This is a genomic window from Arthrobacter sp. UNCCL28 (assembly GCF_900102805.1).
GTDB lineage: Bacteria > Actinomycetota > Actinomycetes > Actinomycetales > Micrococcaceae > Arthrobacter > Arthrobacter nicotinovorans_A.
This window is the reverse complement of the sequence record NZ_FMWE01000002.1, coordinates 656,102-680,680: the sequence shown is the minus strand read 5'-3', so window position 1 is coordinate 680,680 and position 24,579 is coordinate 656,102. Positions and strand designations below refer to the sequence as shown.

Sequence of the window (24,579 nt, the reverse complement as noted above, 5' to 3'; positions counted from 1 at the left end):
CGCCGGACACCGGGACTCCCGCTTCGAAGGCACAACAGGAGACTATGGCCCGTTTTCCTGCACTAGGTGGCAAAAAGGGGCAACTAGGTGCCGTATTCGCGGAAATTAGGTGTTGGTGCGGAAGAAATAGGTGGTGACGGTGCCCGCCTAGGTGTTGGCCCGCCGTCGTGCGTTCCGCCGTTCCACGGACTCCATGTAGGTGACGATGCTCGCGATGGTCAGCGCGAGGGAGGAAATCACAGCCAGCAAAGTGGGGGTGCCCTGGAACGGAACCACTATCAAGGGACTGAGCATCATGGCATTGCCGAACCCCGCGGCAGCAAAGATGCCCGCTTTGAGAAGCAGGCACTTGAGGGAGTCCACCATCAGGACTGCTATAGGCGCCACGACTCCCAGCGCCATGGTCAGGACGACGGCGATTGCCCTCAAATCTGCGGGGTCCAGGACGTCGAGGCCACCAGGAGGCGGCGCCGTACCAAGCAGGGTTGCCGACACAGCCGAGCAAACAGCTACGACGCACGTGATGATGCGAAGAGCCGCCGGGTAGAAATGCGTGATCACTGGCAAGTCCTTGTCCTCGTTGAGTTCGACCCCCTACATAGAGGTAGTGAGCGGAACCGGCGGCGAGTGACGCGGGATCGGGGCGCTACGACTTTCAGTGAGGCAGAGCGGCCTCAGGACGCTTCCGTGCTTGGGATGCTGCCGCGCCAGCTGAACAGTGCGTCGCGGTCACTTGCGGATAGGCCAGCTGCCTCGATAAAGCCGGGAACGTCGAAGCCGGCCAAAGCGGTTCGGAAGGCACCTTCCGTGGTGGTCCCGTGGCGCTCGCAGAGTTCGTTCAGTAGAGATTCGGCATTGTTCCTGTTGTCGCTGGCTGCCCTGATATCGCCCAACCGGACCGTTTCGAGGTAATCGTCAACGATCTCCTCCGTACCGGCATTCACGGCCGAAAGCAGAATCATGGCAATGATACCGGTCCTGTCCCTCCCGCCCATGCAGTGAAAGAGGACACCGCCCGGCGGTGCGTTGACTATGGCCGAGACAGCAGCTCCCGCTCGTTCGGGCATTTCAGTGAGGTGCGGCAGGAAGTACATGGCGGTGCCCACCAAACCGTTGTCCCAGTAGCCGGCCCAGAAATCCGTGTTCTCAAGGCCATCGAGGTCCACGTTGATGGTGGTGAGCCAGGCGGGGCGTTTCTGGGTGTCCCTTTCGCGTTCCTCCGGTTGGCGAAGATCGACGACGGTACGGATCCCGGCCTCGTAGACGTGCTGCCATCCGTCGGGGCTGATCCGGTCCACGTTGTCGCTGCGGAAGAACACTCCGCTCGGCGTCAGCGTGCCGTCAACGCGTTCCAATCCGCCGAGATCGCGTGCGTTGACCAGACCCTCGGCTCTGAGGGTACGGTCCTTTCTTGCAGGCTCTTCCATGCCCCCAGTAAAGCAAGGGGCTTACGCCCGCGCGTGCTTCTTCCCACCGGCACGCCCGGCGCCGCCCGAACGCCCTGACACAGCAACCCCAGCCCCGCCACCCTCGCCAGCCACAACCGATGCCCCCGTCCCCAACCCGCGGACCGTCCACCCCGCACTGCGCCAGGCCTCAGCATCCAGGACGTTCCGAGCGTCCAGCACCATCCGGCGTCGTACGAGGCCTCCCACAACCGCAGGTGACAGCGACACGTATTCGTCCCATTCGGTGAGCAGCAGCACCAGTTCGGCGCCTTCGAGGGCGCGTTTGGTGTCGGCTTCGAAGCGGATTTGCGGGTAGCGGATCCAGGCGTTGTTGATGGCTTTGGGGTCCGTGACGGTGACGTGAGCGCCCGCGGCGGCGAGTTGCTGGGCAACGTCCAAGGCGGGGGAGTCGCGGATGTCGTCGGTGTCGGGCTTGAAAGCTGCGCCGAGGATGGTCACGGTGCGGCCGGACAGGAACCCCCGGCACATCTCGCGGGCCACCTCCACGGCTCGGGATCGTTGGTCCAGATTCACCGAATCAACCAGGGCCATCCACTCATCCACCGACGGCACCGAAAGCTCGCGTGCCTGTGCGCGGAACGACCGGATGTCCTTGGGCAGGCAGCCGCCGCCGAATCCGAGTCCGGCGTGCAGGTACCGGTTGCCGATGCGCGGATCCAGGCCCATCGCCTCGCTGAGTTCGCTTACGTCAGCGCCCGACGCGTCGCACAGCTCGGCCATCGCATTGATGAAGCTGACCTTCGTTGCCAGGAACGCGTTCGACGCCGACTTGATGAGTTCCGCCGTCGCGAAGTTGCACACAAGCCGCGGGATGCCGGCGCTGATCAGGGGCTCGTACACCGCATCCAGCACGGCAGTAACCGGAGCGCCGGCCGCGGCACCCTTGCCACCCGGGACGCCATAAACCAGCCGGTCGGGCACCAACGAATCCTTGACCGCCGTGCCCTGGCGCAGGAACTCAGGGTTCCAGCCGAGCAGCACGTCCGAACGTCGGGCCAGGATTGCGCGGAGCGTTTCCACCGTGCCTACCGGCACCGTCGATTTACCCACGACGGCGGCACCCTTGGCCAGGTGGGGCAGGAGGCTCTTCGTAGCGCCCATGAGGTAGGAGAGATCCGCGGTGTCAGAGGTCTTGGACTGCGGGGTACCCACGCAAAGGAAGTGCACCTGCGCATCAGTTGCAGCGGAGAAATCCGTGGTGAACACGAGGCGGCCAGTGGTGCGGCCGTCCTGAAGGAGCTCGTCCAAGCCGGGTTCGTGGAACGGTGCCACAGCTTTGTTGAGCTGCTCCACCTTGGAGGAATCGACCTCGATACCCACCACGGTGTGGCCCATCGAAGCGAGAGTTGCTGCGTGGACTGCGCCGAGGTAGCCGCAGCCGATCACGGAAATCTTCATGAGGTGGGTCCTTTGCTTGAGGTGAGTTCTGTGGGCCCGTTTTCGCGGGAGAAGGAGGCGATGACTTCGGTGTAATGCCGCACCAGGTCGGCGCTGAGCACAGGCCACGTCCGCCCCTGGACCGAGGCGGTTGCTGCCGTTGCGAACGCGCGGCGCTTGGCGTCGTCGCCCGTCAGGTCCTGGACGTAGCCGCGCAACTGGGTGAGGTTCCCGGGCTCGTACAGCCACCCGGTGCGGGAGTTTTCGACCAAGTCCAAGGGCCCGCCGCGGCCGGTCGCCACCACCGGAACGCCCGACGCCATGGCTTCCTGGATGGTTTGGCAGAAGGTCTCGAACTCGCCGGGATGGACAAAAAGGTCAAAGCTGGCAACAGCCTCAGCGAGGCCATCCCCGCCGAGGAATCCGGCAAAGTGCGCGTGTGGGAGCCGTGCTTCAAGAGCCGCGCGCTGCGGGCCGTCACCCACAATCACCAGCTTCGTGTTGGGCAGATCAGCCAGCACGGCGAGATCCTCAACCTGCTTCTCCACGGCGAGCCGGCCGACGTAGCCGATGATCCGGTGACCGTCGGGCGCTACCGAGCTGCGCCACGCCGTCGAACGTTTTGCGGGGTTGAAGCGGGCGGTATCCACGCCGCGGCGCCACATGTCCACGCGCAGGATGCCGCGTCCGCGCAACTGGTTCAGCGCGAACGTGGACGGCACAAGGGTTCTGGTGGCCAGCAGGTGGATGTTGTCCACGCGGTTCCAGGCCCAGTTCTCCAGGAACGGCACGCCATAACGGGCGGCGTAGCTGGGAACCTCGGTCTGGTAGATCGCCACAGTCGGGATGCCGAGTTGGTGGGCGGCCTGCACGGCGCGCCAGCCGAGGACGAACGGGGAGGCGAGGTGAACGACGTCGGGGGAGAAATCGGCAAGGATTCGCTTGACCCGATTCACACCACCCAACGCAACCCGCACATTCGTGTAACCGGCCAGCGGCACGGAGGGAAGCCGGTGCACATACGCACCCTTCTCGACGCTCGAAACATCAGTGTCCGACGTCGACGGCGCGATCACCATCACCTCATCCCCGCGCTCCTGCAGATGCTCCAGCACCCGCAGTATCGAGTGGGTTACCCCATTCATCAATGGCAGGAATGATTCGGCGACGATTGCGATCCTCACGCCTTCCACGGTGGTCGGGGCGGTTGGCGTGGCGGGTTCGATCCGGTGGCCTGTGGAGGAAGAGTTGGTTAACAGGTGGTTCTCTGTTTTGTCCCAGCGTCCAAGTAGACTTCCCGTATCCGACGTGCTGGGCGTCGAAAGTTCTGGGGGTCTTGCCATGGTTGCTGCTGGGGATAGTTCGCGCGCGCTCGGGGGAGTAAACGTACGACGGCGGCGCCGGGCAGCGGCGGGTATGGTCGCCGTCGGGTTGGGGCTGGCTTTGTTGTCCGGGCCTTTGGGCCTGAATGCTACGCCGGCATTTGCTGACGCCGTGACTGATTTTGCTTCCGTCGGCGAACGCCCGGGGAACATCGCCGTGAATCCGGTGACCAATAAGGCCTACGTGGCCTCCTTCGAAGGCGTTTCCGTCATCAACGGCATCAGTGCCAGCGGAACCATAAATACCGGTGACATGCCCTGGGACGTAGACGTCAACACCGTCACCAACACCGTCTATGCCAGCCTGATCGGCGGAACAGTAGCAGTGGTGGACGGGGCGACGGAGCTCGTCAAGGCCTCAGTTACGGTCGGCGAGCAGCCATACATCGTGTCCGTCAACGAGACCACCAACAAGATCTACGTAGGCGTCAAAGGTGGTGTCACCATCATTGACGGAGCCACCCTGGCCACTACGTTCGTACCGCTGGCCGGCGGAGCGCAGGACATCGTGGTGAACCCTGTGACCGGCAAGGCCTACGTCATTTCCAATGGAACCCTCAAGGTCATTGGAGCAGGCGGCTTCGTGACGGGAACCATCGCCCCGAGCGGGAGCCCTGTTCTCAACGTGGCTGTGAACTTCGTGACCAATAAGGTCTATGCGAGCACAGGGGCCAACTCGGGTGCCAAACTCCTGGTCATCGACGGAGCCAGCGACACTATCGACGCAACTCTTGCATCGTCCAGCCAACTCGGCCTCGTTGCTGTTAACACCGCCACCAACCGGATTTATGTTGCCGTGGACGGGCCGTCAACTGCTGGTGGCGTGAAGGTCTTCAACGGCTCAACCAACGCCGAGATCGCCACTATCGGTACTTCCTCCCGTGTTCATGAACTGGTAGTCAACCCCACTAACAACAAGATCTACGCTGCCACCTACAGCGGCGGCACCACCGTCATCAACGGGCAGAACAACACCAACTACACCGTCTACACCGGCAATGAGCCCGTAGCCGCAGGCGTCAACACCGCCACGGACAAGGTCTACGTGGTCAGTTACTTGCGGGCATCCGTGGGCATCATCGACGCAAACGTTGAGCCGCCGGTCAAGAACGACTTCAACGGTGACGGCTTTGCTGATGTCCTGGCCCGGGAAGCTTCGGGCGTGCTGTGGCTGTACCCGGGCGACGGCTCAGGTGGCTGGCTGCCTCGTGTCCAGGTGGGCCAAGGCTGGAACGTCATGAATGCCCTGATTGCTCCTGGCGACTTCAACGGTGACGGCAACGCTGACGTCCTGGCACGTGACACCGGCGGGCTGCTCTGGCTCTACCCGGGCAACGGTTCAGGTGGCTGGCTTTCCCGCGTTCAGGTCGGGACAGGCTGGTCCGGTATGACCGCCATCGAATCCGCGGGGGACTTCAACGGCGACTCCCATGTGGACATCGCAGCCCGAACGTCCTCAGGCGTGCTGATGGTGTACCGCGGCAACGGAGCCGGTGGCTGGCTCTCTCCCATCCAAGTGGGCACGGGCTGGAACGGCATGTCCGAGATCACCGGGGTGGGCGACTTCAACACTGACGGTGTCTCCGACCTTGTTGCCCGCGACAGCTCCGGCGCGCTCTGGCTCTACCCGCCCAACGGATACGGCAGCTGGCAGCAGCAGCGCGTCATCGGGCAGGGCTGGAACGTCATGAACTCCTTGGTTGGCCCGGGCGACTTCAACGGCGACGGCAATGCCGACATCCTGGCCCGGAACGCCGCCGGCGAGCTGTGGCTCTACGCCGGCAGCGGGGGAACGGCGTGGCCCACGGCTTCCCGCGTTGGCACGGGCTGGGGCGGGATGACGGCGATTCTGTAATCGGGCGCAACACAGGACGTGTCGACATTATGGTTTGATGCCACTTCCCATTCACCACATCCAGTTGCCCCGCACTCCTTGACATATTCTCTTCCGTGGACGGTGCACAGGTCCGGTCTACCCGAGTTTAGACAGAGACATCTCAAATATCACTATATGGCAGGGCGGCCGTGATGCGGAGATTGCCAATGTAATCTCGAATGGCAAGGACGGAAGGGGCTTGCGCACCCTCCTGTCCGCTGAGTACACCTATAGGGAAACCGAGGCCATGGCAGCTCCAACAGTTTTGTGAGTTCAACCTTTTATGATCTTCGGTACCCTCGCGAAAGCCTCAAGAGGTTTATCGAAAGCTTGGGATATTCTCCTGTTCTCAGTGAGGACGGGACCGTCTTCTATAATCCTCAGGAGACGGCCGGCGGAGTCGTGCCTTCGCGAGGTGTCGCACGCGGACATCTTCGTACTGCTGATTGGTGGGCGATACGGCAGCAAGCTACCTTCATCTGACCTCTCCGTGACTAATGGTGAATTCCAGGCCGCCGTGGAGAAGAAGATTCCTGTCTTCGCGCTGGTGGAGCAAGGAACCTACAACGACTATGCCCTCTATCGAGCCAACGCTGCGAAACCGGACCTCATTGACCAGGTGTCATTTCCTCACGCGGATACGCCAAAAATCTTTGAATTTATCGAGTCCGTGCAAGGGAGAACCACAAACAATGCCCTCGTGCCGTTTGCGTCTACCGCAAGCATTGAGTCCTATCTCCGGAGTCAGTGGGCCAGCATGATGCACAGCTTCCTAACGAACGGAAGCAAGGAGGCTCAGGTCGTAGACACTTTGGCGGTCCTAACCAATGTCAATGAACGCGTTGAAGTCATCGCGGAGCAGATTCTAAGATCAGTTGGCACGTCTGAGGACCGGCTCTATGTTCGACTACTGCAGGAGATGATCCAGTCATCGGTGGTCTCTGACTTGCGGTTCATGGATGGAAAGCCGACGCCCGGCGTGATGCTGTCCAGTCGCACGGTGCAGGAGTGCGCCCTCAGTCTCGGAATTGATCTCCGGGAGCTTCCGGACCTTGAGGGGCATGAGGACACGATCGGAGCCTCAGGTCAAGTTTCTCCGATTCGGTTGGCCCGAATGGAACGGCAGTTTATAGAGCTCCAGGCACGCCTCATTGCTATAACAGAGGAGTATGGCCTGGCCCCAGAAAGCGTCGTGGCCTATGAGATCACGACCAAAACCAAGCTCGATTAGGAGCTTGCAGGAGATCTACTCTGATAAAGGGTTACCGTAAGGGAGTGGATTCGCGTTTCGCAATCCATATCGGGCTTACGATTATCTGATGCTGCCCACTCGGGGCTGCTTTTTCGCAATGGAGGTCGCAGTGTCGGCGCCAAAAGGAGTGACATGAAGCGTGGTTTTGTAGGTTTGTCCACTCCCATGGGGTACGAGTATAGAAATCCCATTCGTGAACGTGAAGGAAGTCTGAGTGACGTTCCTAATCCTGTTCTCGAATCCGTGAACGGCCTCTTACTCTCATACGATGAACTGTGGTTCCCATCCATTGACTTCTGTCCAAAAGACTTGCATGGGTTGGATTATGTGCGGTTCATTGACGATGAACCTATAGCGAAAGATCGCGCCCTGGTGGCCGCCGAACAGGCTCGTGAGATGTTTTTGCCTGATGATATTCCGGTGGTCGACTTCGATCTGACGGAGCGACGGCGACAGGCTGTCAGGGATGTTCTACCAGACATTGCCCTAGATAATCATGGACGAGGCAACGACTTCGGCATGGGAAATTCTGCTGACGGCCAACTCTTCGCCGCCGACCTAATGATGGCCGCCTCATTGGATTTTGAGGTGGATGTGATCGTCAATTCTGCTCTCGCTGGCTCACTTCACTCGCTGCACGTGGGGGAAAGCGTGAAGCAAGTGGATGCGGGATTTATCCCAAGGGCGATTGAAGAGGTTGCTTGTCTTCACTCGCCGGATTTTTTGACGGCGCAAGGCGCATATCACGAGTCTATCGAGGACCTGCGATCTCATGCACGTTTAGCCGAATTCCGGGAATTCCTCCAGCAAGAAGCGCCTAGCCAGAAAGACTACGTTGGTTTGGTTTCAGAAGTAAACCGGCAAGTGGATGGCTATGCAGCCATGGCTATGGATAGGTACCTCAAAGGCCGTGGCATGTTGTTTACTGCCGGGACTGCAACAATGGGCGCTCTTGGCAACATGGTCGCCCCCGTGGTCGGGACAGCGCTCAGCGGTGTGTTTAGCCTCGCCAAGTACATGGAAGAGGGGGCTGGCCGAAAAAAGGTGGGTTGGTCAATGTTCGTCCTCGACATCAGGAAGAACGGTGGTCGGCCTACCCATAACTGAGTCACCACCCCCTTCCTGGAGTGGGGCGATGCGTCGCCAGAAGTCTAATGTGAACCGGGGGCTGGGAGCGTGTAACCGCTGCCTCACGCGACTGCAGACTTAGTCGATGTAGTTGAGGATGGGGACTACCCGGGGGCTCCGTTGAGCCGGAGGCCCGTTCGTAACGCATCGCGACGCCTGCCCCCGCAGAGCCTCATTTCGGAAGGTGACGCGGGTAGCCCGGTATGTGCACTGTTCACTCGCGGACTTAGGAATCCCCACCCCGCGCCCGCTTCAAATCCTTCCGCAGCCCGCGGTTATCAGCCCGCAGCTCCCGGTTGTCATCAGCAAGCCCCCGGTTGTCCTCGCTCAACCCCCGGTTCTCAGCCTCCAACTCCAGCACCATTTTCACGCCGGCCAGGTTGAGCCCTTCATCCAACAACACTCCGATCCTGCGAAGCGTCACAAGGTCGTCCTCGCTGTAGCGACGTGTGCCGCCGTCGGTCCTGTCCGGGGTGACCAGGCCCTTGCGCTCGTACTGCCTGATGTTCTGCTGCCCCGTGCCGACAAGCTCCGCGGCCACCGAGATCGCGTAGACCCCGCGCGCGTCACGGTCGTCGACAGAAGCGGGGGTGCCGTTCGCCGCGGAAGCAGTCGTTCCGCCGTCGTACTCTTCAGCGGCAGTCGTGCCATCCGAAGCTGCCATCAAAGACCTCCAAAAATCTTCCGAAGAACTACTTGCATCCACTCTCTCACCAGTGCTATAAAAAATCTATACCAGCTGATACAGATCAAGAAGCTGGCACGAACAACAGAATCAGCATCAAGATCTAAGGAGTGAGAACCAAATGCTGATGCGCACTGACCCGTTCCGCGAATTCGACAGGCTCGCCCAACAGGTTTTTGGCACAACAGCACGCCCGGCCGGAATGCCGATGGATGCATGGCAGGAGGACGGACAATTCGTTGTTGCTTTCGACTTGCCAGGGGTTGATCCGGAGACCGTGGATCTGGATGTTGAACGGAACGTCCTCACGGTCAAGGCCGAGCGCAAGTCGCCCGCGGGTGAGAACACCGAGATGCTCGCCGCCGAACGCCCCCAGGGTGTCTTCAGCCGCCAGCTCATCCTCGGCGACACCCTCGATACCGACGGCATCCAAGCCAACTACGACGCCGGCGTCCTGACACTCCGGATCCCGGTCGCCGAGAAGGCCAAGCCGCGGCGCATCGAAATTACTTCCAGCGGGCAGAGGCAGGAAATCAACGCATAACCCGTACGCTCCGCCGGAAGGCTCACCCGGGGGTGGCCCGCCAGCGGAGCGCCGGCCGGGAACGACGGAAGCGGCCGCATCGGAATAGTTGGGCGAAGGCTTCGCGCCACGTCACAGCGTTTTTTAGCGCACATGAAAGCGGCCCCCGATGTCGTCTCCCGAGTGATGGCCCCCGGTTCAGCCGGGGGCCATCTCCAACTCCGCGGCAGAAACCGGAACCAGCAGTGAGTATCAAACCTGACCACTACGCGACTCTTCACGTGTCGCCGGAGGCGACGACCCGAGAAATCACGCGCGCCTACCGCACGCTGCTTCGGACACATCACCCGGACACCCGCCAAAAGGTCGACGACGGCGACACCACCTCCGCGGCCGACCTCCAGGAACTGCACGCCATCATGCAGGCGTACGTCGTTTTGTCGGACCCAAGGAAGCGGGCGGCTTACGATCATGCGCGGCGAACGCCCGGTTCCCAAGGTGGGGCTTCGTCCGGGACCGAAGGTACCCCCGTGAAAGTCCGGGTGCACCGTAACGAGACTTCACCCAAACCCTCCGCGGGCGCCAAGGAGTCACCGCTGACTTTTGGGCCGCCCCGCTGGGAACCATCGGTCCGCAACTTGAGATCACCAAGGAGTCATTCATGAGCGCCTGGCGTCCGTACGACGGCCACATCATTCCTGCGTTCTACGAGCGGTTCGAGAAACGCTGGGGGAGGGGAACGGCGCCCTTCCTGGACCCCGAAGTCCATGAACAGCCGATGCCCCGTGCCCAGTGGATCAATCCGGACACCGGCGCTGCGGTTGCCGTGGTGCCGATCTGGACCGAGGACCCCGAGCACCGGTCTTTCGGCGTGTTCTACCTTCCGCCGGCCGGTGACATTTGGATGCTCCGGCCCGGACCCACGACGTTTCTGGAACCCAATGGGGGAGCCAGCAGGGAGCAGGTGACACTCCGCAACGACGCCTTCAAGAAGGCCGTCAATCACGCCAAGGAGTTCATCTACGGGCCGCAGCTTTAGCGGACGCCCGCGAGGGGTTAGCTCTCGGCAGTATGTGTGTGCTTCAAAGTGCTGAGATGTCGCCCCTCGGCGGTGTGGTGGTTGGGTGTGCGCTTGAGTTGGCCGACCGGCGTCGTGGGTTCTTTCGCGAGGGGTTAGCTCTCGGCAGTATGTGTGGGCTTCAAAGTGCTGAGATGTCGCCCCTCGGCGTGGGTGGTGGGGTGCGCGCTTAGGCTGCCCAGCCGCCGTCGTGGGTTGGCTCGTGAGGGGTTAGCTCTCGGCAGTATGGGTCGGCTTCAAAGTGCTGAGATGTCGCCCCTCGGCGTGGGTGTGGTTGGGTGCGTGCTTGTGCTGGCCGGCCGGCGTCGTGGGTTGGCTCGCGAGGGGTTAGCTCTCGGCAGTAAGCGTGCTCCAAAGTGCCGAGATGTCGCCCTTCGGCGGGGTGGTGGGGTGCGCGCTTGGGCTGGCCGACCGCCGTCGTGCGGTGGCTCGCGAGGGGTTAGATCTCGGCAGTAAGGGTGCTTCAAAGTGCTGAGATGTCGCCCCTCGGGGTGGGGTGGGGTGGGGTGGGGTGGGGTACAGGAGGCGGGGCAAAAAGAAGGCTGGTGCAGCCTATGGAGAGAATCCGTTGGCGGCTGCACCAGCTGCTAGTACGACTTTCTGTTATGAGTTGTGACACCGATTCATTGGCCGCTCCTAGTTCCCGGCTTCGTTTGTTTCCGGGCCTTGCAAAGTTTGCGCAGGTGGGACGGAGCTGAGGTGGTCGTTGAGGGCTCCGTGCCCCGGGAGAACACCTCCCATTTTACGGCCGCCGCACGGAAAAAGCGCTGGAATTCGCGGTATTTCAGGGGCGCCTGCGGGGTGGGAGCGGCCCGCCGTGGCACGATAGATCACGATGAAACTGCGCGCTGATCAGACCGGAAACCGTGGCCTCCCGATGCCCCTTTGGCTCCAGGGTGGTTTGGAAGCGGCGCAGGCGGCGTTCATTTCGGCCATCGTGGTGGTATTGCCGCTGGTGGGAGTCTGGGCAACCGATGGTTTCCAGGACCGCAACGTCGACTCCCTGGCCCGTTTGGGCGGACAGGCCTGGCTGCTGATCCACGGTGTCCCGCTGGAGCTGGCGCAGGTCAACATCGGTACCGCGGCCCAGCCAGGTTCGGGGCTGCTCTCCCTGATTCCGCTGGGCCTGACGCTCATCCCGTTCCTGCTGGCGTGGCGCGCGGGTCGTCGGCTGGCCCGGGCCTCATACACCGACCAACTGTGGCAGGCATTTCTCGGCGCCTTCGTGGTGTACGCGGCGTTCGGGGCCGCAACCGGTTTCGTGTGCCGCACCCCCGAGGTGGTCATCAACCTGTGGTTCGCCATGACCATTCCGTTGGTTTCGTTCGGCTTGGGCATGATCGTGGGCGCACGACGAGAGGCCGGCTCCTGGAGCCGCCTGATCGGCGTCGACGCCGTCGCCTGGCTTGCGAAGACCAGCCAACATTCCCGTTGGGCGGGCTCGTACGTGGGCTCGGCATTGAAGGCCGGGTTCGTTGCGGCCATGGCTTCGGTCAGTTTGGCCGCACTGCTTTTGGCGGTGACCATCGTCTGGCACTGGACGGACATCATCGCCGTCTACGAAGGCATCCAGGCCGGCGCGCTCGGCGGGGCCGTCCTCACCATCGCGCAGTTGGGCTTCCTGCCAAACCTCGTCATTTTCGCCCTTTCCTGGTCCACGGGCGCCGGCTTCTCGCTCGGCATAGGCTCCACAGCCGGTCCGTTGGGCACAGCCGTGGGGCCGCTCCCGGCGGTCCCCGTTTTGGGCGCCCTCCCCGCAGGACAGCTCGACGCCGGAGCCATGGCACTTGCGCTGCCCGTCGTCGCAGGAATCCTGGCCGGCTGGTGGTTCCTCCGTGAAGGCGAGAACCATTTTGACGAGTGGCTCTCCATCAAGATCAAGGCCCGCTGGTTCACCGCGGCCGCTTCAACGCTGTTCCTGGGCGCGTTCATCGGGGCCGTTGCGGGACTCCTGGGTGGTGCCTTGGCATGGATCGCCCGCGGTTCGGCCGGTATCGGGCGGCTCACCGAAATTGGACCCCATCCGTTGTGGACGGCAGTCTGGCTGGCCGCGGAAGTAGGTATCGGCGTCGTTATTGGCTACGCGGTGGGGCCTTGGCTGGAACGCAGCCAGAAGGAGCGCGAGGCGAACCTCGAAGAAGCAGCGTACGACGGCGAACACGCCTGAGCGGATCGGCGCCCCTTACGCCGGGCTGCTCCGGTATCTGCTTAGCGCAGCGGTCCCGGCATGGAGTTCTCGAGCTGCGTGAGGCACTGCGACTTGGCGGACTCCGTCAGCGCCCCGCGGGAACAATCCTGGTACGTGCTGACCTGGTTGAAGAAAAGCACCGACGTCAGGATCAGCAGGCACATCACGGCCGTGACTACCAGTCCGGAAATTGTCCCGAAAAGAATCAACCGCGGGTGCTTGTACTTCAGGGTGCGCACCAGCACGACGATCCCCAACACCAAACCCGCGAGCGTCAAAATGGCACTCAACCAGACGTAATTCACGTTCAGGGAGAACACGAAGAACGCACCCAAAGCTGTCAGAAGGAAAGCGCGGAACAGGATCTGGGTCACGCCGAGGGCGGACTTTTCGGCCTCGGAGCGTGGTTGCTGGCTCGGCTTGGGACCGACGTCGGGATTCATGTTTTCCAGCCTACGCGAGCCGCCCATAAGCTAGTGCAATGCGCATTGTTGTCCTCGTCTCCGGTACCGGTTCCAATCTTCAGGCAGTCATCGACGCCGTGAAGTCGGGTGAACTGGATGTCGAGATCGCCGCTGTGGGCGCCGACCGCCCCGACACGTACGGTGTGGAGCGCTCAGACGAGGCCGGAATCGAGACCTTCGTGGTCAACTTCAACTCGTTCGAAACCCGTGCTGAGTGGGACACCGCCCTGCGCGACAAGGTCCTGTCCTACGCACCGGACGTCGTGGTGTCCTCCGGTTTCATGAGGATTGTCAGCGAAGACTTCATCAACGCCTTTGACGGTAAGTACGTCAACACACACCCGGCGCTGCTCCCGTCCTTCCCGGGCGCCCACGGTGTCCGCGACGCGATGGCCTATGGCGTCAAAGTCACGGGCTGTACCGTTCACTGGGCCGACGCCGGCGTGGACACCGGGCCCATCATTGCCCAGGAAGCGGTGACCGTGCTTCCGGAGGACTCCGAGGAATCCCTGCACGAGCGCATCAAGGTAGTGGAGCGTCGCCTGCTGGTCCAGACCCTCGCAGACCTCGCCGCCGTCACCGCGTAGGTCCACGCCCGCATAGGTCCACGCCCGCGTAGGCCCACACCCAAGTACGTCGCAGATCAGGTGGTTCCCAGCCCCGGGAACCACCTGATCTGCGTATTAGTCGGGTGAAGCCGCGGTTTAGGAGAGTTCGCGCTGCTTCGTCTCCGGGGCGAAGAACGCCATCCACAGCACTGACAGCAACACCAGGCCACCGGCCATCGCGAACGACTGAGCCAACCCAAACTCGGGCCAGAAGAACGAAGCAAACACCAAGGGACCAAAGCCTGCGCCGATCCGGGAGAACGTCGAAGCCCAGCCGAAGCCCGAGCCTCGAAGCTCGGTCGGATAAAGCTCAGAGACGTACGCGTACAGGACCGGGATGGCCACCTGGACCACGAACCCGAACACCAGCAGCCAGAACACCGCAGCCGAGGGCACATCCACCACGAACGCCACGATCACCAGTGTCAGCGCGGACAAAGGACCAGTAATCGCGAGGATCCACTTGCGGCCCACGCGCTCCACCAGCAGCGCCGCGACTACCACGCCCAAGAGTCCGACGGCGGCCATGCTCGCCGTCGTGACGAAAGCCTTGTACTCCTCGAAACCAGCACCAATGAGAATGCGCGGCATCCACGTGAGCGACAAGTAATAGACCAACAGGATGCTGAAGAACAGGCCCCACGCAGCAGTGGTGATCTTCCAGTTGAACTGCCAAATCCGCCGCAGCTGTGCCCACGCACTGCCGGGGGAGAGGCGCGGAGCGGCTTGCGGCTCAGGCAGGCTGTAAGCGCGCGGCGAAGCGCCGGTGGCCTCCACCAAGCCATCGATCACGGCCGCGGCCTCGGCACGGCGGCCCGCCCGGATCAGGAACAGCGGCGACTCCGGAACCGAACGCCGGATCCAGAAGACCAACAAAGCGGGCAGCACCATGATCAGCATGGTGAGCCGCCAGTCCCCGAAGGCCGCCACCAGCCCGGCCGAGACGAAGCCGCAGAGCGCAGCACCGATCGGCCACCAGCCATCCATGGCCGTGAGCACCTTGCCGCGTTGCTTCCGTGGCGTGAACTCACCCACCAGCGCGTAGTCCACGGGAATGCAGCCGCCCAAGCCGAATCCGGCCATGAATCGGAAGATGCAGAACCACACGATATCCGGGGCGAAAGCACCCAGGACCGTGAAGATGCTGAAAATCAGGAGGGTGGCAGTGAACGCCTTTTTACGGCCGATGGTGTCCGCAATCGTGCCCCACGCGAACGCGCCCACGGCCATGCCAATAAGGTTGGCCGTACCGATCCATGCCGCATCAGCAGCTTGCAACGACCAGTGCTTGGACAGCAGCGGAATCAGGATGCCGTTGAGCGTGACATCCCAGGCATCGAACATAAATCCAAGCCCGCCGATCACGAAAATCCGTCCCTGGACCTTCCACCGCCACGGCAGTTCCTGCACAACTTGCTCGCCGCTGGGCACGGCTGTGTATGTATTCATTGGGCCTCCTGCATGCAACTTTATGCGCTGCGCACGGTGCGGAAGTCCGCGTTACTTCTGGTTCTCGATCGCCCGTCGCAGGAAACCAGCGGCTGCTTCCAAAGCACCCTTGGCTTGACCAGCCTCGATGCCGGTCAGAAGCACCAAAATGGCCGCCTTTACCGAACCACCCACGGAGTCCAAAGCCGCAGCAGCTTCCTCGGCAGAGACGCCGGTAGCGTGCTGGACGGTGCGCTGGGAGCGGGCCAGCAGCTTCTCATTCGTGGCGCGAAGATCCACCATGAGGTTCCCGTAGGTCTTGCCGAGTTTCACCATCACCAACGTACTGATCATGTTGAGGACAAGTTTCTGGGCCGTCCCTGAGTTCAGCCTTGTAGAGCCGGCAATGAACTCCGGACCTACAACAACTTCGATCGCTGCATCCGCGACGTGGCTTACGGCCGAGCCCTTGTTGCACGCCAGCGACGCCGTGAACGCGCCCCTCTTCCGGGCTTCTTCCAGCGCACCGATCACGTAAGGCGTCCTGCCGGAGGCGGTAATGCCCACGACGGCGTCCGCTTCAGTGATGTTGATATCGTGCAGGTCCCGTGCCCCGGCAGTTGCGTTGTCCTCGGCGTACTCCACGGGGTGCTGGATCGCTTTGGTACCGCCCGCGATGAGTCCGACGACGAGTCCCGGCGGGGTGCCGAACGTTGGCGGGCACTCGCTTGCGTCAAGCACACCGAGACGCCCGGCCGTGCCGGCTCCCACGTACAAAAGGCGGCCACCGCGCTGGAGTCGCTCCGCAACGGCGTCGACCGTTTGGACAATTGCGGGACTGGCGGCCTCAACGGCAGCGTGTACTCCTGCACTGTGGGCAAGCATCGCGGCGACCAGTTCCTCGGTGCCCAGGATGTCCAGGTTTTCCAGGCCTTCTGCCGTGGCCTCGGTCGCCAACCCGGCGAGTTCCGTACGCAGGCCCGCTAGTTTGTCGGCGTTAGTCGGGCCAGTTTGTTCCGTCACGGTGGATGTACCTTTCCTGGATGAGCCCGCGGCGCGTCGCAGCGAGGGCAGCACCGTCCAAGCCATCGCCGAGCGGTGCAACCACCTCAATCCCAGCCGAAGCGAGGGACTTCCGCAAGAGCGACGCGAAGAAGTCCGAACCCACCACTCCGCCCAGGAGCGCCACGCGGGACGAACCGGCCGCCTCGCCGTTGGCCAGCTTCACGGTGCGGGTCAGGATGCGGCATGCCTCACCGATGATGTCATGCGCGACGGCGTCGCCCGCCTCCGCTGCGTGCAGAACCAGCGGCGCGAAACGGGCCATGGCGCGGTAGGGGTTCTCATGGGCGGCGAGCCACCCCGGGAGCATCGCCGGCGACTCAACCAGAGCGGCCGCCGCGGCCGACAACGAGGTGGCCGGGCCGCCGTCGTGCGCTTCAAGGACGGCCTGAAGCCCTTGCTGTCCAATCCACCGTCCACTGCCCCGATCACCCAGATAGGGACCCCAACCGTCGGCCCGGTGCAGGATTCCGGCTTCATCGAAACGGAAGGCCACGGCACCGGTGCCCACAATGAGCGTGGTCCCCGGGGCGCCCTGGAGTGCGCCGAGCTGGGCGGCGGTGGCATCCGAGAGGACCGCGGCCGGGACACTGAATCTCCTGGACAACATGGTGGCGAGTTCCTGCGACTTCTCCGCAGATGCTTCGACGCCGGCCACTGCGGCACCCACGCTGGTCACGGCACCGACGGGCAGGCCGGGCGGCAACATGCTGAGCGTTTCGAGAAGGAGCTCGAACGCCAGGGTGGGTCCGTTGTCCACGTGCACGCCGGCGAAGCCGTGCTGGTCGGCAGCCCCCAGCAATTCAGAGCCGCTGCGCAACTCCACGCGGCAACGGCTCTTCCCAACATCGGCAACAAGAACAACCTCGGTGGCTTCCATGGATCAACCCTATGTTGTGAGGCCCGCTCTGCAGGGTCTGGGGCTCGTTTAGTGGGCAGAGTGGGCCTCGCAGTGGGTGGGCCCCTTCGTTGTGGGGCCTGTTCTGCAGGGTTTGGGGCTCGTTTAGTGGGCAGAGTGGGCCTCGCAGTGGGTGGGCCCCTTCGTTGTGGGGCCTGTTCTGCAGGGTTTGGTGCTGGTTTAGTGGGCAGAGTGGGCCTCGCAACGCAGGGAGCACTTCTGTGGAGGAACAGTCCCTGCGCCCTCCAGAGGCCAAATCTGTGGATAACGCAACGCCGCCGACCGTTTCGCGCAAGCATGGTCCAATGCGCAAACCCATGCCTCTGCCGCCCGCGATCGACCCCGAAGGCTTCCTGGTCAGCGATGCCTACGCCGCCGGAGTCCCACGCGGGAGGCTGCAATCAGCGGGCCTCGTCACACCGAGCCGGGGTATCCGTGTTAACCGAAGCGCTCGCCCGAACGTTGCCCTACTTGCCCGGCTGCATACGGCAGTCACTCCCAGGTGTGCGGTCAGCCATGTGACCTCTGCGCTCCTCTGGTCGATTCCCCTTCCGATATATCTGGAGGAGGAAGGCAACAACGGCTCTATTCATGTGACGCGACGACACGAGATTGGACGAGTCAAACGTAGGGGAGTGATCGGGCATCGGGCGCCGCTCTTGGCCAAGGATGTTCGTGTAGTCAACGGGGTGCAATTGACATCGCCTGAGTGGACATGGCTGGATCTAGCCCGGCACATGGGGCGGTCTTCGCTTGTGGCGGCCGGAGACTTTTTGTTGGCTCGGGAGAATCCGCTGTCATCGATCGAGGCCATCCAGGAAGTCATTGACCGGCGACCCAAAGTCAAGGGAATCAGGATGGCCCGGGAGATACTGCCGTTGCTTCGCGTTGGGGTCGACTCTCCGCAGGAATCCAGGCTGCGGTTGAAAATAGTCGACGCCGGGCTGCCAGAACCAGCGGTTACGCAGCCGGTCTTCGATGAACACGGTAGGTATGTATCCACGCCGGACCTCCAGTACAGGGAGTACAAAATTGCCATGGAGTATGAGGGCGACCATCATCGCTCCGACCCCGTGCAGTGGGGCAAAGACATCGAACGTGACGACCGGCTGCGAGCTATGGGCTGGATCGTGCTCAGGTTCTCCGACGTCCAAATGAAAAGTGGATGGGCCAACGCGGAACGTAAGGTGCGCGATGCGTTGGTGTCGCGCGGGTGGCGGGGTCCGGCGTCGTAATCCTGGGTCCTGGGTCCTGGGTCCTGGGTCCTGGGTTGGGGTGTAGTGCGGGCCTCGCAACGTGGGGGTGGGATTTGTGGGGCCGGGTGTGCAGGGTTTGGGCCGGGCCAGGGGTGTAGTGCGGGCCTCGCAACGCTGGGGTGGGATTTGTGGGGCCGGGTGTGCAGGGTTTGGGCCGGGCCAGGGGTGTAGTGCGGGCCTCGCAACGCTGGGGTGGGATTTGTGGGGCCGGGTGTGCAGGGTTTGGGTCGGGCCGAGGGTGCGGAGTGGGCCTCGCAACGGAAGGGTCGCAAAGACGCAAAACGGGGCCATTCCCGAAACGCGATAAACTCTCCGTATCCCACCACCCGCGAGACTACCCGCGATATCTACGCGAACTAAGACGGAGACTTTTGTGAGCTTGACGCAGCTTGACCGTGTTCCCATCCGCCGTGCACTGATCTCGGTTTACGACAAGACGGGACTGGAGGAGCTCGCGAAGGGCCTGCATGCAGCCGGCGTCGCCATTGTTTCCACCGGCTCCACCGCCAAGAAGATCGCCGCCGCGGGCATCCCGGTGAAGGAAGTCGAAGAAGTCACCGGCTCCCCGGAAATGCTGGACGGCCGCGTCAAGACCCTGCACCCGCGAGTGCACGGTGGCATCCTGGCCGACCGCCGCGTCCCGGCCCACATGGACACCCTGGCCGGCATGGAGATCGAAACCTTCGACCTCGTCGTGGTCAACCTGTACCCGTTCGTCGAGACCGTGAAGTCCGGTGCGCCCCAGGACGACGTTGTTGAGCAGATCGACATCGGAGGCCCCGCCATGGTGCGTTCGGCTGCGAAGAACCACGCCGCCGTCGCCATTGTCACGGACCCCAACTTCTACGGCGCAGTAGTCGACGCCGCAGCTCACGGGGGCTTCGACCTCAACACCCGCCGCCGGTTGGCTGCCAAGGCCTTCGCGCACACGGCCAGCTACGACAACGCTGTTGCTTCCTGGACCGCCAGCCAGTTCCTGGACGAAGACGGCGACGGCATCATCGACTGGCCCGCCTACGCAGGCCTGTCCCTGGAACGCTCCGAGGTCCTCCGCTACGGCGAAAACCCGCACCAGCAGGCCGCGCTTTACGTGGACAAAGCTGCTCCGGCGGGCATCGCCCAGGCCGACCAGCTGCACGGCAAGGCCATGAGCTACAACAACTTCGTCGACGCCGATGCCGCCCTCCGTGCCGCCTTCGACTTCGCTGAGCCGGCCGTTGCGATCATCAAGCACGCCAACCCGTGTGGTGTGGCCGTTGGTTCCGCCGACGCTGCAGACCCGATCGCGGACGCCCACGCCAAGGCACACGCTTGCGACCCCGTCTCCGCTTTCGGCGGCGTCATTGCGGCGAACCGCACCGTCACCGCAGGCATGGCCCGCACGGTTGCGGACATCTTCACCGAGGTTGTCATCGCCCCGGACTTCGAGCCCGAAGCGGTGGAGATCCTCTCCAAGAAGAAGAACATCCGCCTCCTTGCCCTGCCCGAGGGCTATGGCCGCTACCCGTCGGAGATGCGCCAGGTTTCCGGCGGCGTCCTGGTCCAGATGTCCGACAAGGTAGATGCCGACGGCGACAACCCGGCCAACTGGACCCTCGCTGCCGGCGAAGCCGCAGACGAAGCAACGCTCGCCGACCTCGCCTTCGCCTGGACCGCTTGCCGCGCGGCAAAGTCCAACGCAATCCTGATCGCCAACCACGGTGCAGCCGTGGGCATCGGCATGGGCCAGGTCAACCGCCTGGACTCCTGCCGCCTGGCCGTCGAGCGCGCCAACACGCTGGGCGTGACGGTGGAGTCCGACGTCGAAGGTGCGGGCGGCGCGTCCAACACCAGCGGTGCCAACGCACCTGAGCGCGCACGCGGTGCCGTTGCATCTTCCGACGCGTTCTTCCCGTTCGCTGACGGCCTGCAGATCCTGATCGACGCCGGTGTCCGCGCTGTCGTCCAGCCGGGCGGTTCAGTCCGCGACGAGGAAGTCATCGCCGCAGCCAACGCCGCCGGCATCACGATGTACTTCACCGGCGCACGCCACTTCTTCCACTAATCCCCACCGCCGCCCTAACCCTCGCTGCGCTTCGGCCAGGGAACGGGCGGCGTGGGCCAGCCTGGCGCGCAAGCGCTGAGCACCACGGTGCGCTGAGCATCACAGCGCACCAAGCACAAAGAACCACAACGCAACGGCGGCCGCCCCCGGTAGGGGACGGCCGCCGTCGTGCTTTATCCGCACATTCTTAACAGGGACGTGCGTGGCAATTCAGGAGCGCTATGACGCCGCTGCTGCGGTGTTGTACGTGGACTGGATGACGGTGCCCCAGTACGGGCCGTACATGGTGCTGGAGTTGCTGCCGTATCCGTAGCTGTTCACGGAGTTCTGGTAGCCGGAGGAGCTGGTGCCGATGAACCACGGACCGCCCGAGGAACCACCGGTCATGTTGCAGGGGATTCCCTGGCTGTTGAACTGCGGATTGTAGGGATCGTTGGTGGCCTTGCCGGAGCAGCTCTTGAGCGATTCACCGTTGAAGGGCGAGGCTGCCGGGTAGCCGAAGGACTTGTAGCTCAGGCCGCGGGCGGCGTTGAACTGGACGCCCGAGGAACCGACGACGTCGGCGAGCTTCTGGCCGTTGAGGGTGTTCATGACAGCGAAGGCGGTGTCGTACTGCATGTTGCCGTTGGAGGCCCACTGGGTGGGGGAGTACAGCGCCTTCGCCGTCCACTTCCCATAGGGTGCCGCGCCGTTGAGGTAGGCAGGCACGAAGACGAAGTTGGTTGCGTAAGCGCCGGGGCCTTCGTTGACGCAGTGGCCGGCAGTGGAGACCGTGCTCTTGTTGGCTGCGGTGACGGAGTTTCCGGAGCAGACGTAGTTGGAGCCGCCCAGGGTGAAGAAGATCTTGCCGATGTGCTTGACCGGAGTTTCGCTCTGGTTGACCTTGCGGTCGATGGTTGTGGAATCAGCTGCGGGTGCCTGGCCGGCGATGCTGCTGACGGCGCCCGGGGCTTCAGTGACCGGGGCTTTGCCGACGTTGAGGAGTTTGCCGCGTTCCAGTGCTTTTGCGGAGAGGATCTCACCGGACTTGGCATTCTTCATGCGTTCCGGCGTCCAGTAGTCTGCAGCGCCGGCGTCGGACACTGCATGGCTGCTGACCGCAGCGCCGCTGGAGTCTGCGTTTTGGGCCGGTGCCGCGTTGGCGCTGGTGGTTCCAACCAGCGCCAGGATTGCGGCAGCGGACAGACTCAGCAGGCTTGTGGCCAGGGTCTTGGTTTTTGTCACGTTGTTCCTACCTATCGAGGGAGTGAGGCGGCCAGTGATGGCGACCGCCGACTGACGCAATTGAAGTTACCCAACGTGTGACAAGTTTGTAAAGAGATGTTTCAGAGTTTGTGATAATTTGCTGTCACTTCTTGTCGAGGCCGGGCAGTTCATGTCCGCGCACCCTCGTCGGGCGAGCCCGGAGAAGCGCACGACGGCGGCCGGCAGCGGCGGCGGCCAGGCCGCCGTCGGGCGTGGCTCCTGTTGTGAGCGGTAACGCAGGGAGTGATCCCGGACACGAAGAGCCGCCAAAACGGTCTACTCGGGTAAGTTAGGAGATGTTGAAATCTGCAGACTTTCAGGGAGAACCCCGCCAATGGCCAAGATTATCTATACCCACACAGACGAAGCGCCGATGCTGGCAACGTACTCATTCCTGCCGATTGTTGAAGCGTATGCCTCCACCGCAGGAGTAGAGGTGGAGACCCGCGATATTTCGCTGGCCGGCCGCATCATCGCCGTGTTCGGTGATTTCCTGACAGAAGAACAGCGCACGGGCAATGCCCTTGCTGAACTTGGTGAACTGGCAAAGCAGCCGGAAGCCAACATCATCAAGCTGCCCAACATCAGCGCCTCCGTGCCGCAGCTCAAGGCTGCCATCGCCGAGCTCCAGGCCCAGGGCTACGCCCTCCCGGACTACCCGGACAACCCTTCCTCGGACACCGAGACGGACATCCGCTCGCGCTACGACAAAATCAAGGGCTCCGCTGTGAACCCGGTGCTGCGTGAAGGTAACTCTGACCGCCGCGCACCCCTGTCGGTGAAGAACTACGCCCGCCAGAACCCGCACTCCATGGGTGCCTGGTCCGCTGACTCCAAGACCAACGTGGCCACCATGGGCGAGAACGACTTCCGCTCCAACGAGAAGTCCGTTGTCCTGGACGCCAACGACTCCTTGACCATCCAGCTGGTCAAGGAAGACGGCAGCACCAAGGTCCTCAAGAAGGACTTCCCCGTCCTGGCCGGCGAAGTTGTGGACGCCACCGTGCTCCGCGCCGACGCCCTGGACGAGTTCCTCAAGGCACAGGTTGCCCGCGCCAAGGAAGAGGGCGTCCTCTTCTCCGCACACCTGAAGGCCACCATGATGAAGGTCTCGGACCCCATCATCTTCGGCCACGTCGTCAAGGCTTACTTCTCCGAGCTGTTCGACACCTACGGCAAGCAGCTCGCAGCCGCAGGCATCAGCCCGAACAACGGTCTCGCAGCAATCCTCAGCGGCCTCGACGACCTGCCCGAGGACGTCCGCGAAGGCGTCAAGGCAGCCATCACCAAGGGCCTCGAAGACGGTCCCGCGCTGGCCATGGTTGATTCCGACAAGGGCATCACCAGCCTGCACGTCCCCTCTGACATCATTGTTGACGCCTCGATGCCGGCCATGATCCGTTCCTCCGGCCACATGTGGGGCCCGGACGGCAAGGAAGCCGACACCCTGGCCGTCATCCCGGACAGCTCCTACGCCGGCATCTACCAGGTTGTCCTGGACGATTGCCGTGCCAACGGTGCGTTCGATCCCACCACCATGGGCACCGTTCCCAACGTGGGTCTCATGGCACAGGCAGCCGAAGAATACGGCAGCCACGACAAGACCTTCGAGATCCAGGCAGCCGGCACCGTCCAGCTCGTGGATAGCAAGGGCAACGTCCTCACCGAGCACCAGGTCTTCCCGGGCGACATCTGGCGCGCATGCCAGACCAAGGACATCCCGGTCCGCGACTGGGTCAAGTTGGCCGTCACCCGTGCCCGCGCATCCCAGACCCCGGCCGTGTTCTGGCTGGACGAAACCCGCGCCCACGACGCCAACCTGATCGCCAAGGTCAACGAGTACCTCAAGGAACACGACACCGAGGGCCTCGAGATCAAGATCCTCTCCCCGGTTGAGGCCACGGCTTTCACCCTGGAGCGCATCCGCAAGGGTGAGGACACCATCTCCGTCACCGGTAACGTCCTCCGCGACTACCTCACGGACCTGTTCCCGATCCTCGAGCTCGGCACCAGCGCCAAGATGCTCTCCATCGTTCCGCTGATCAACGGTGGCGGCCTGTTCGAGACCGGTGCCGGCGGCTCCGCTCCCAAGCACGTCCAGCAGCTGGTCAAGGAAAACCACCTCCGCTGGGACAGCCTGGGCGAGTTCCTTGCCCTTGCCGTCAGCTTCGAGCACCTTGCCACCACCACGGGCAACGCCCGCGCACAGGTCCTGGCCGACACGCTGGACCGCGCCACGGGTACGTTCCTGCTGGAAAACAAGTCCCCGCGCCGCAGCGTTGGCGAGTTGGACAACCGTGGAAGCCACTTCTACCTGGCCACGTACTGGGCACAGGAACTGGCCAAGCAGACCGAAGATGCCGAGTTGGCCAAGGACTTCACGGCAATCGCCGAAGCCCTGACCTCCAACGAAGAGGCAATCGTCGGCGAGCTCGCCGCAGTCCAGGGTCCCGCCGTCGACCTCGGCGGTTACTACCGTCCGGACGCCGCCAAGGCCGCTGAAATCATGCGCCCGTCGGCTACGTTCAACAAGGTCCTCGCAGACCTGAAGAAGTAGTCCTTCGAGCTCGGGTGCCTTTCACGGGCGCCCGAGCTCCGAGTTTTTGTACAGATAAT

21 protein-coding genes and 1 pseudogene are annotated in these 24,579 nt (G+C 63.0%); 12 read left to right on the top strand and 10 right to left on the bottom strand.

The genetic code is table 11. From position 1 onward, the window contains the following. Nucleotides 1-147: 147 nt before the first annotated feature. The 4 genes from BLQ01_RS07660 to BLQ01_RS07645 all read right to left on the bottom strand — a co-directional run bounded on the left by BLQ01_RS07660 (nt 148) and on the right by BLQ01_RS07645 (nt 4,030). A complete protein-coding gene (locus BLQ01_RS07660) occupies nt 148-561 on the bottom strand; it encodes a hypothetical protein (RefSeq protein ID WP_026547553.1) in 414 nt (137 codons plus the stop codon). Between the two features lie 113 nt (nt 562-674). After that, entirely contained in the window at nt 675-1,427 is a 753-nt protein-coding gene (locus BLQ01_RS07655) for a tyrosine-protein phosphatase (RefSeq protein ID WP_091550900.1), read from the bottom strand. 21 nt (nt 1,428-1,448) lie between these two features. Then, on the bottom strand, nt 1,449-2,867 hold the full coding sequence (locus BLQ01_RS07650) for a UDP-glucose dehydrogenase family protein (protein WP_091550899.1): 1,419 nt from the start codon (nt 2,865-2,867) through the stop codon (nt 1,449-1,451). Next, nucleotides 2,864-4,030: a glycosyltransferase family 4 protein gene (locus tag BLQ01_RS07645; RefSeq protein WP_091550897.1), complete on the bottom strand. Its 1,167-nt coding sequence runs from the start codon at nt 4,028-4,030 to the stop codon at nt 2,864-2,866. Before BLQ01_RS07645 ends, BLQ01_RS07650 begins: the two co-directional genes overlap by 4 nt. 310 nt (nt 4,031-4,340) lie before the next feature. Between BLQ01_RS07645 and BLQ01_RS22525 the strand changes: the two genes are divergently transcribed. The 4 genes and pseudogenes from BLQ01_RS22525 (at nt 4,341) to BLQ01_RS07630 (ending at nt 8,463) form a co-directional block, all read left to right on the top strand. Then, the gene (locus BLQ01_RS22525) at nt 4,341-6,083 is read left to right on the top strand and encodes an FG-GAP-like repeat-containing protein (protein ID WP_254779281.1); all 1,743 of its coding nucleotides are present in this window, start codon (nt 4,341-4,343) and stop codon (nt 6,081-6,083) included. 288 nt (nt 6,084-6,371) lie between these two features. After that, nucleotides 6,372-6,437, top strand: a pseudogene (locus tag BLQ01_RS22855) (hypothetical protein); the annotation flags it as partial. A gap of 19 nt (nt 6,438-6,456) precedes the next feature. Then, nucleotides 6,457-7,335, top strand: coding sequence for a DUF4062 domain-containing protein (locus tag BLQ01_RS07635; protein ID WP_368086110.1), 879 nt, complete (start codon nt 6,457-6,459; stop codon nt 7,333-7,335). A 153-nt stretch (nt 7,336-7,488) separates the two neighbouring features. Further along, complete coding sequence (locus BLQ01_RS07630) at nt 7,489-8,463, top strand: hypothetical protein (protein ID WP_091550891.1); 975 nt, start codon at nt 7,489-7,491, stop codon at nt 8,461-8,463. 247 nt (nt 8,464-8,710) lie between these two features. On the opposite strand, the gene BLQ01_RS07625 is transcribed toward BLQ01_RS07630, so the two are convergent. Continuing rightward, entirely contained in the window at nt 8,711-9,148 is a 438-nt protein-coding gene (locus BLQ01_RS07625; RefSeq protein WP_091550889.1) for a MerR family transcriptional regulator, read from the bottom strand. A gap of 142 nt (nt 9,149-9,290) precedes the next feature. On the opposite strand from BLQ01_RS07625, the gene BLQ01_RS07620 reads away from it, so the two are divergent. The 4 genes from BLQ01_RS07620 (at nt 9,291) to BLQ01_RS07605 (ending at nt 12,937) form a co-directional block, all read left to right on the top strand. After that, a complete protein-coding gene (locus BLQ01_RS07620) occupies nt 9,291-9,713 on the top strand; it encodes an Hsp20/alpha crystallin family protein (protein ID WP_026542910.1) in 423 nt (140 codons plus the stop codon). 224 nt (nt 9,714-9,937) lie between these two features. Beyond that, on the top strand, nt 9,938-10,357 hold the full coding sequence (locus BLQ01_RS07615) for a J domain-containing protein (RefSeq protein ID WP_091550887.1): 420 nt from the start codon (nt 9,938-9,940) through the stop codon (nt 10,355-10,357). Then, a complete protein-coding gene (locus BLQ01_RS07610; RefSeq protein WP_091550886.1) occupies nt 10,354-10,731 on the top strand; it encodes a hypothetical protein in 378 nt (125 codons plus the stop codon). The genes BLQ01_RS07615 and BLQ01_RS07610 overlap by 4 nt, the downstream gene beginning before the upstream one ends. Nucleotides 10,732-11,605: 874 nt before the next feature. Beyond that, nucleotides 11,606-12,937 carry a cell division protein PerM gene (locus BLQ01_RS07605; RefSeq protein ID WP_091550884.1) on the top strand — a complete coding sequence of 444 codons (1,332 nt, stop codon included), beginning with the start codon at nt 11,606-11,608 and terminating at the stop codon, nt 12,935-12,937. Between the two features lie 41 nt (nt 12,938-12,978). Here BLQ01_RS07605 and BLQ01_RS07600 read toward each other — a convergent pair whose 3' ends face one another. Beyond that, a complete protein-coding gene (locus tag BLQ01_RS07600) occupies nt 12,979-13,428 on the bottom strand; it encodes a CD20-like domain-containing protein (protein WP_026542906.1) in 450 nt (149 codons plus the stop codon). A gap of 11 nt (nt 13,429-13,439) precedes the next feature. On the opposite strand from BLQ01_RS07600, the gene purN reads away from it, so the two are divergent. After that, nucleotides 13,440-14,009 carry a phosphoribosylglycinamide formyltransferase gene (purN, locus tag BLQ01_RS07595; protein WP_091550882.1) on the top strand — a complete coding sequence of 190 codons (570 nt, stop codon included), beginning with the start codon at nt 13,440-13,442 and terminating at the stop codon, nt 14,007-14,009. Nucleotides 14,010-14,126: 117 nt separating this feature from the next. On the opposite strand, the gene BLQ01_RS07590 is transcribed toward purN, so the two are convergent. The 3 genes from BLQ01_RS07590 to BLQ01_RS07580 are packed head-to-tail and all read right to left on the bottom strand — an operon-like array spanning nt 14,127 to nt 17,400. Beyond that, complete coding sequence (locus BLQ01_RS07590; protein ID WP_091550881.1) at nt 14,127-15,479, bottom strand: MFS transporter; 1,353 nt, start codon at nt 15,477-15,479, stop codon at nt 14,127-14,129. A 51-nt stretch (nt 15,480-15,530) separates the two neighbouring features. After that, on the bottom strand, nt 15,531-16,481 hold the full coding sequence (gene murQ / locus BLQ01_RS07585; protein ID WP_091550879.1) for an N-acetylmuramic acid 6-phosphate etherase: 951 nt from the start codon (nt 16,479-16,481) through the stop codon (nt 15,531-15,533). Further along, nucleotides 16,456-17,400 (bottom strand): N-acetylglucosamine kinase, encoded by a 945-nt coding sequence (locus BLQ01_RS07580; RefSeq protein WP_091550877.1) that lies wholly within the window; start codon nt 17,398-17,400, stop codon nt 16,456-16,458. The genes murQ and BLQ01_RS07580 overlap by 26 nt, the downstream gene beginning before the upstream one ends. 794 nt (nt 17,401-18,194) lie before the next feature. Between BLQ01_RS07580 and BLQ01_RS22610 the strand changes: the two genes are divergently transcribed. Both BLQ01_RS22610 and purH read left to right on the top strand, forming a co-directional pair. Beyond that, nucleotides 18,195-18,653: an endonuclease domain-containing protein gene (locus tag BLQ01_RS22610; RefSeq protein ID WP_254779279.1), complete on the top strand. Its 459-nt coding sequence runs from the start codon at nt 18,195-18,197 to the stop codon at nt 18,651-18,653. A gap of 394 nt (nt 18,654-19,047) precedes the next feature. Next, entirely contained in the window at nt 19,048-20,718 is a 1,671-nt protein-coding gene (purH, locus tag BLQ01_RS07570; RefSeq protein ID WP_091550874.1) for a bifunctional phosphoribosylaminoimidazolecarboxamide formyltransferase/IMP cyclohydrolase, read from the top strand. A gap of 219 nt (nt 20,719-20,937) precedes the next feature. Here the strand turns inward: purH and BLQ01_RS07565 are convergent, their stop codons facing one another. Further along, the gene (locus tag BLQ01_RS07565; protein ID WP_091550872.1) at nt 20,938-21,942 is read right to left on the bottom strand and encodes a trypsin-like serine peptidase; all 1,005 of its coding nucleotides are present in this window, start codon (nt 21,940-21,942) and stop codon (nt 20,938-20,940) included. 355 nt (nt 21,943-22,297) lie between these two features. Here BLQ01_RS07565 and BLQ01_RS07560 point away from each other — a divergent pair, with 355 nt between their 5' ends. Further along, nucleotides 22,298-24,520, top strand: a complete 2,223-nt coding sequence (locus BLQ01_RS07560) for an NADP-dependent isocitrate dehydrogenase (RefSeq protein WP_091550869.1) — start codon at nt 22,298-22,300, stop codon at nt 24,518-24,520. The last annotated feature ends 59 nt before the right edge of the window (nt 24,521-24,579 follow it).

Bases quoted from the DNA above. Each gene is read 5' to 3' on its own strand.
- BLQ01_RS07605 (WP_091550884.1), top strand. From the start codon at position 11,606: ATGAAACTGCGCGCTGATCAGACCGGAAACCGTGGCCTCCCGATGCCC.
- BLQ01_RS07590 (WP_091550881.1), bottom strand. From the start codon at position 15,479: ATGAATACATACACAGCCGTGCCCAGCGGCGAGCAAGTTGTGCAGGAA.
- BLQ01_RS07655 (WP_091550900.1), bottom strand. From the start codon at position 1,427: ATGGAAGAGCCTGCAAGAAAGGACCGTACCCTCAGAGCCGAGGGTCTG.
- BLQ01_RS07620 (WP_026542910.1), top strand. From the start codon at position 9,291: ATGCTGATGCGCACTGACCCGTTCCGCGAATTCGACAGGCTCGCCCAA.
- BLQ01_RS07560 (WP_091550869.1), top strand. From the start codon at position 22,298: ATGGCCAAGATTATCTATACCCACACAGACGAAGCGCCGATGCTGGCA.
- purN (WP_091550882.1), top strand. From the start codon at position 13,440: ATGCGCATTGTTGTCCTCGTCTCCGGTACCGGTTCCAATCTTCAGGCA.
- BLQ01_RS07630 (WP_091550891.1), top strand. From the start codon at position 7,489: ATGAAGCGTGGTTTTGTAGGTTTGTCCACTCCCATGGGGTACGAGTAT.
- BLQ01_RS07650 (WP_091550899.1), bottom strand. From the start codon at position 2,867: ATGAAGATTTCCGTGATCGGCTGCGGCTACCTCGGCGCAGTCCACGCA.
- BLQ01_RS07600 (WP_026542906.1), bottom strand. From the start codon at position 13,428: ATGGGCGGCTCGCGTAGGCTGGAAAACATGAATCCCGACGTCGGTCCC.
- BLQ01_RS07610 (WP_091550886.1), top strand. From the start codon at position 10,354: ATGAGCGCCTGGCGTCCGTACGACGGCCACATCATTCCTGCGTTCTAC.
- BLQ01_RS07625 (WP_091550889.1), bottom strand. From the start codon at position 9,148: ATGGCAGCTTCGGATGGCACGACTGCCGCTGAAGAGTACGACGGCGGA.
- BLQ01_RS07580 (WP_091550877.1), bottom strand. From the start codon at position 17,400: ATGGAAGCCACCGAGGTTGTTCTTGTTGCCGATGTTGGGAAGAGCCGT.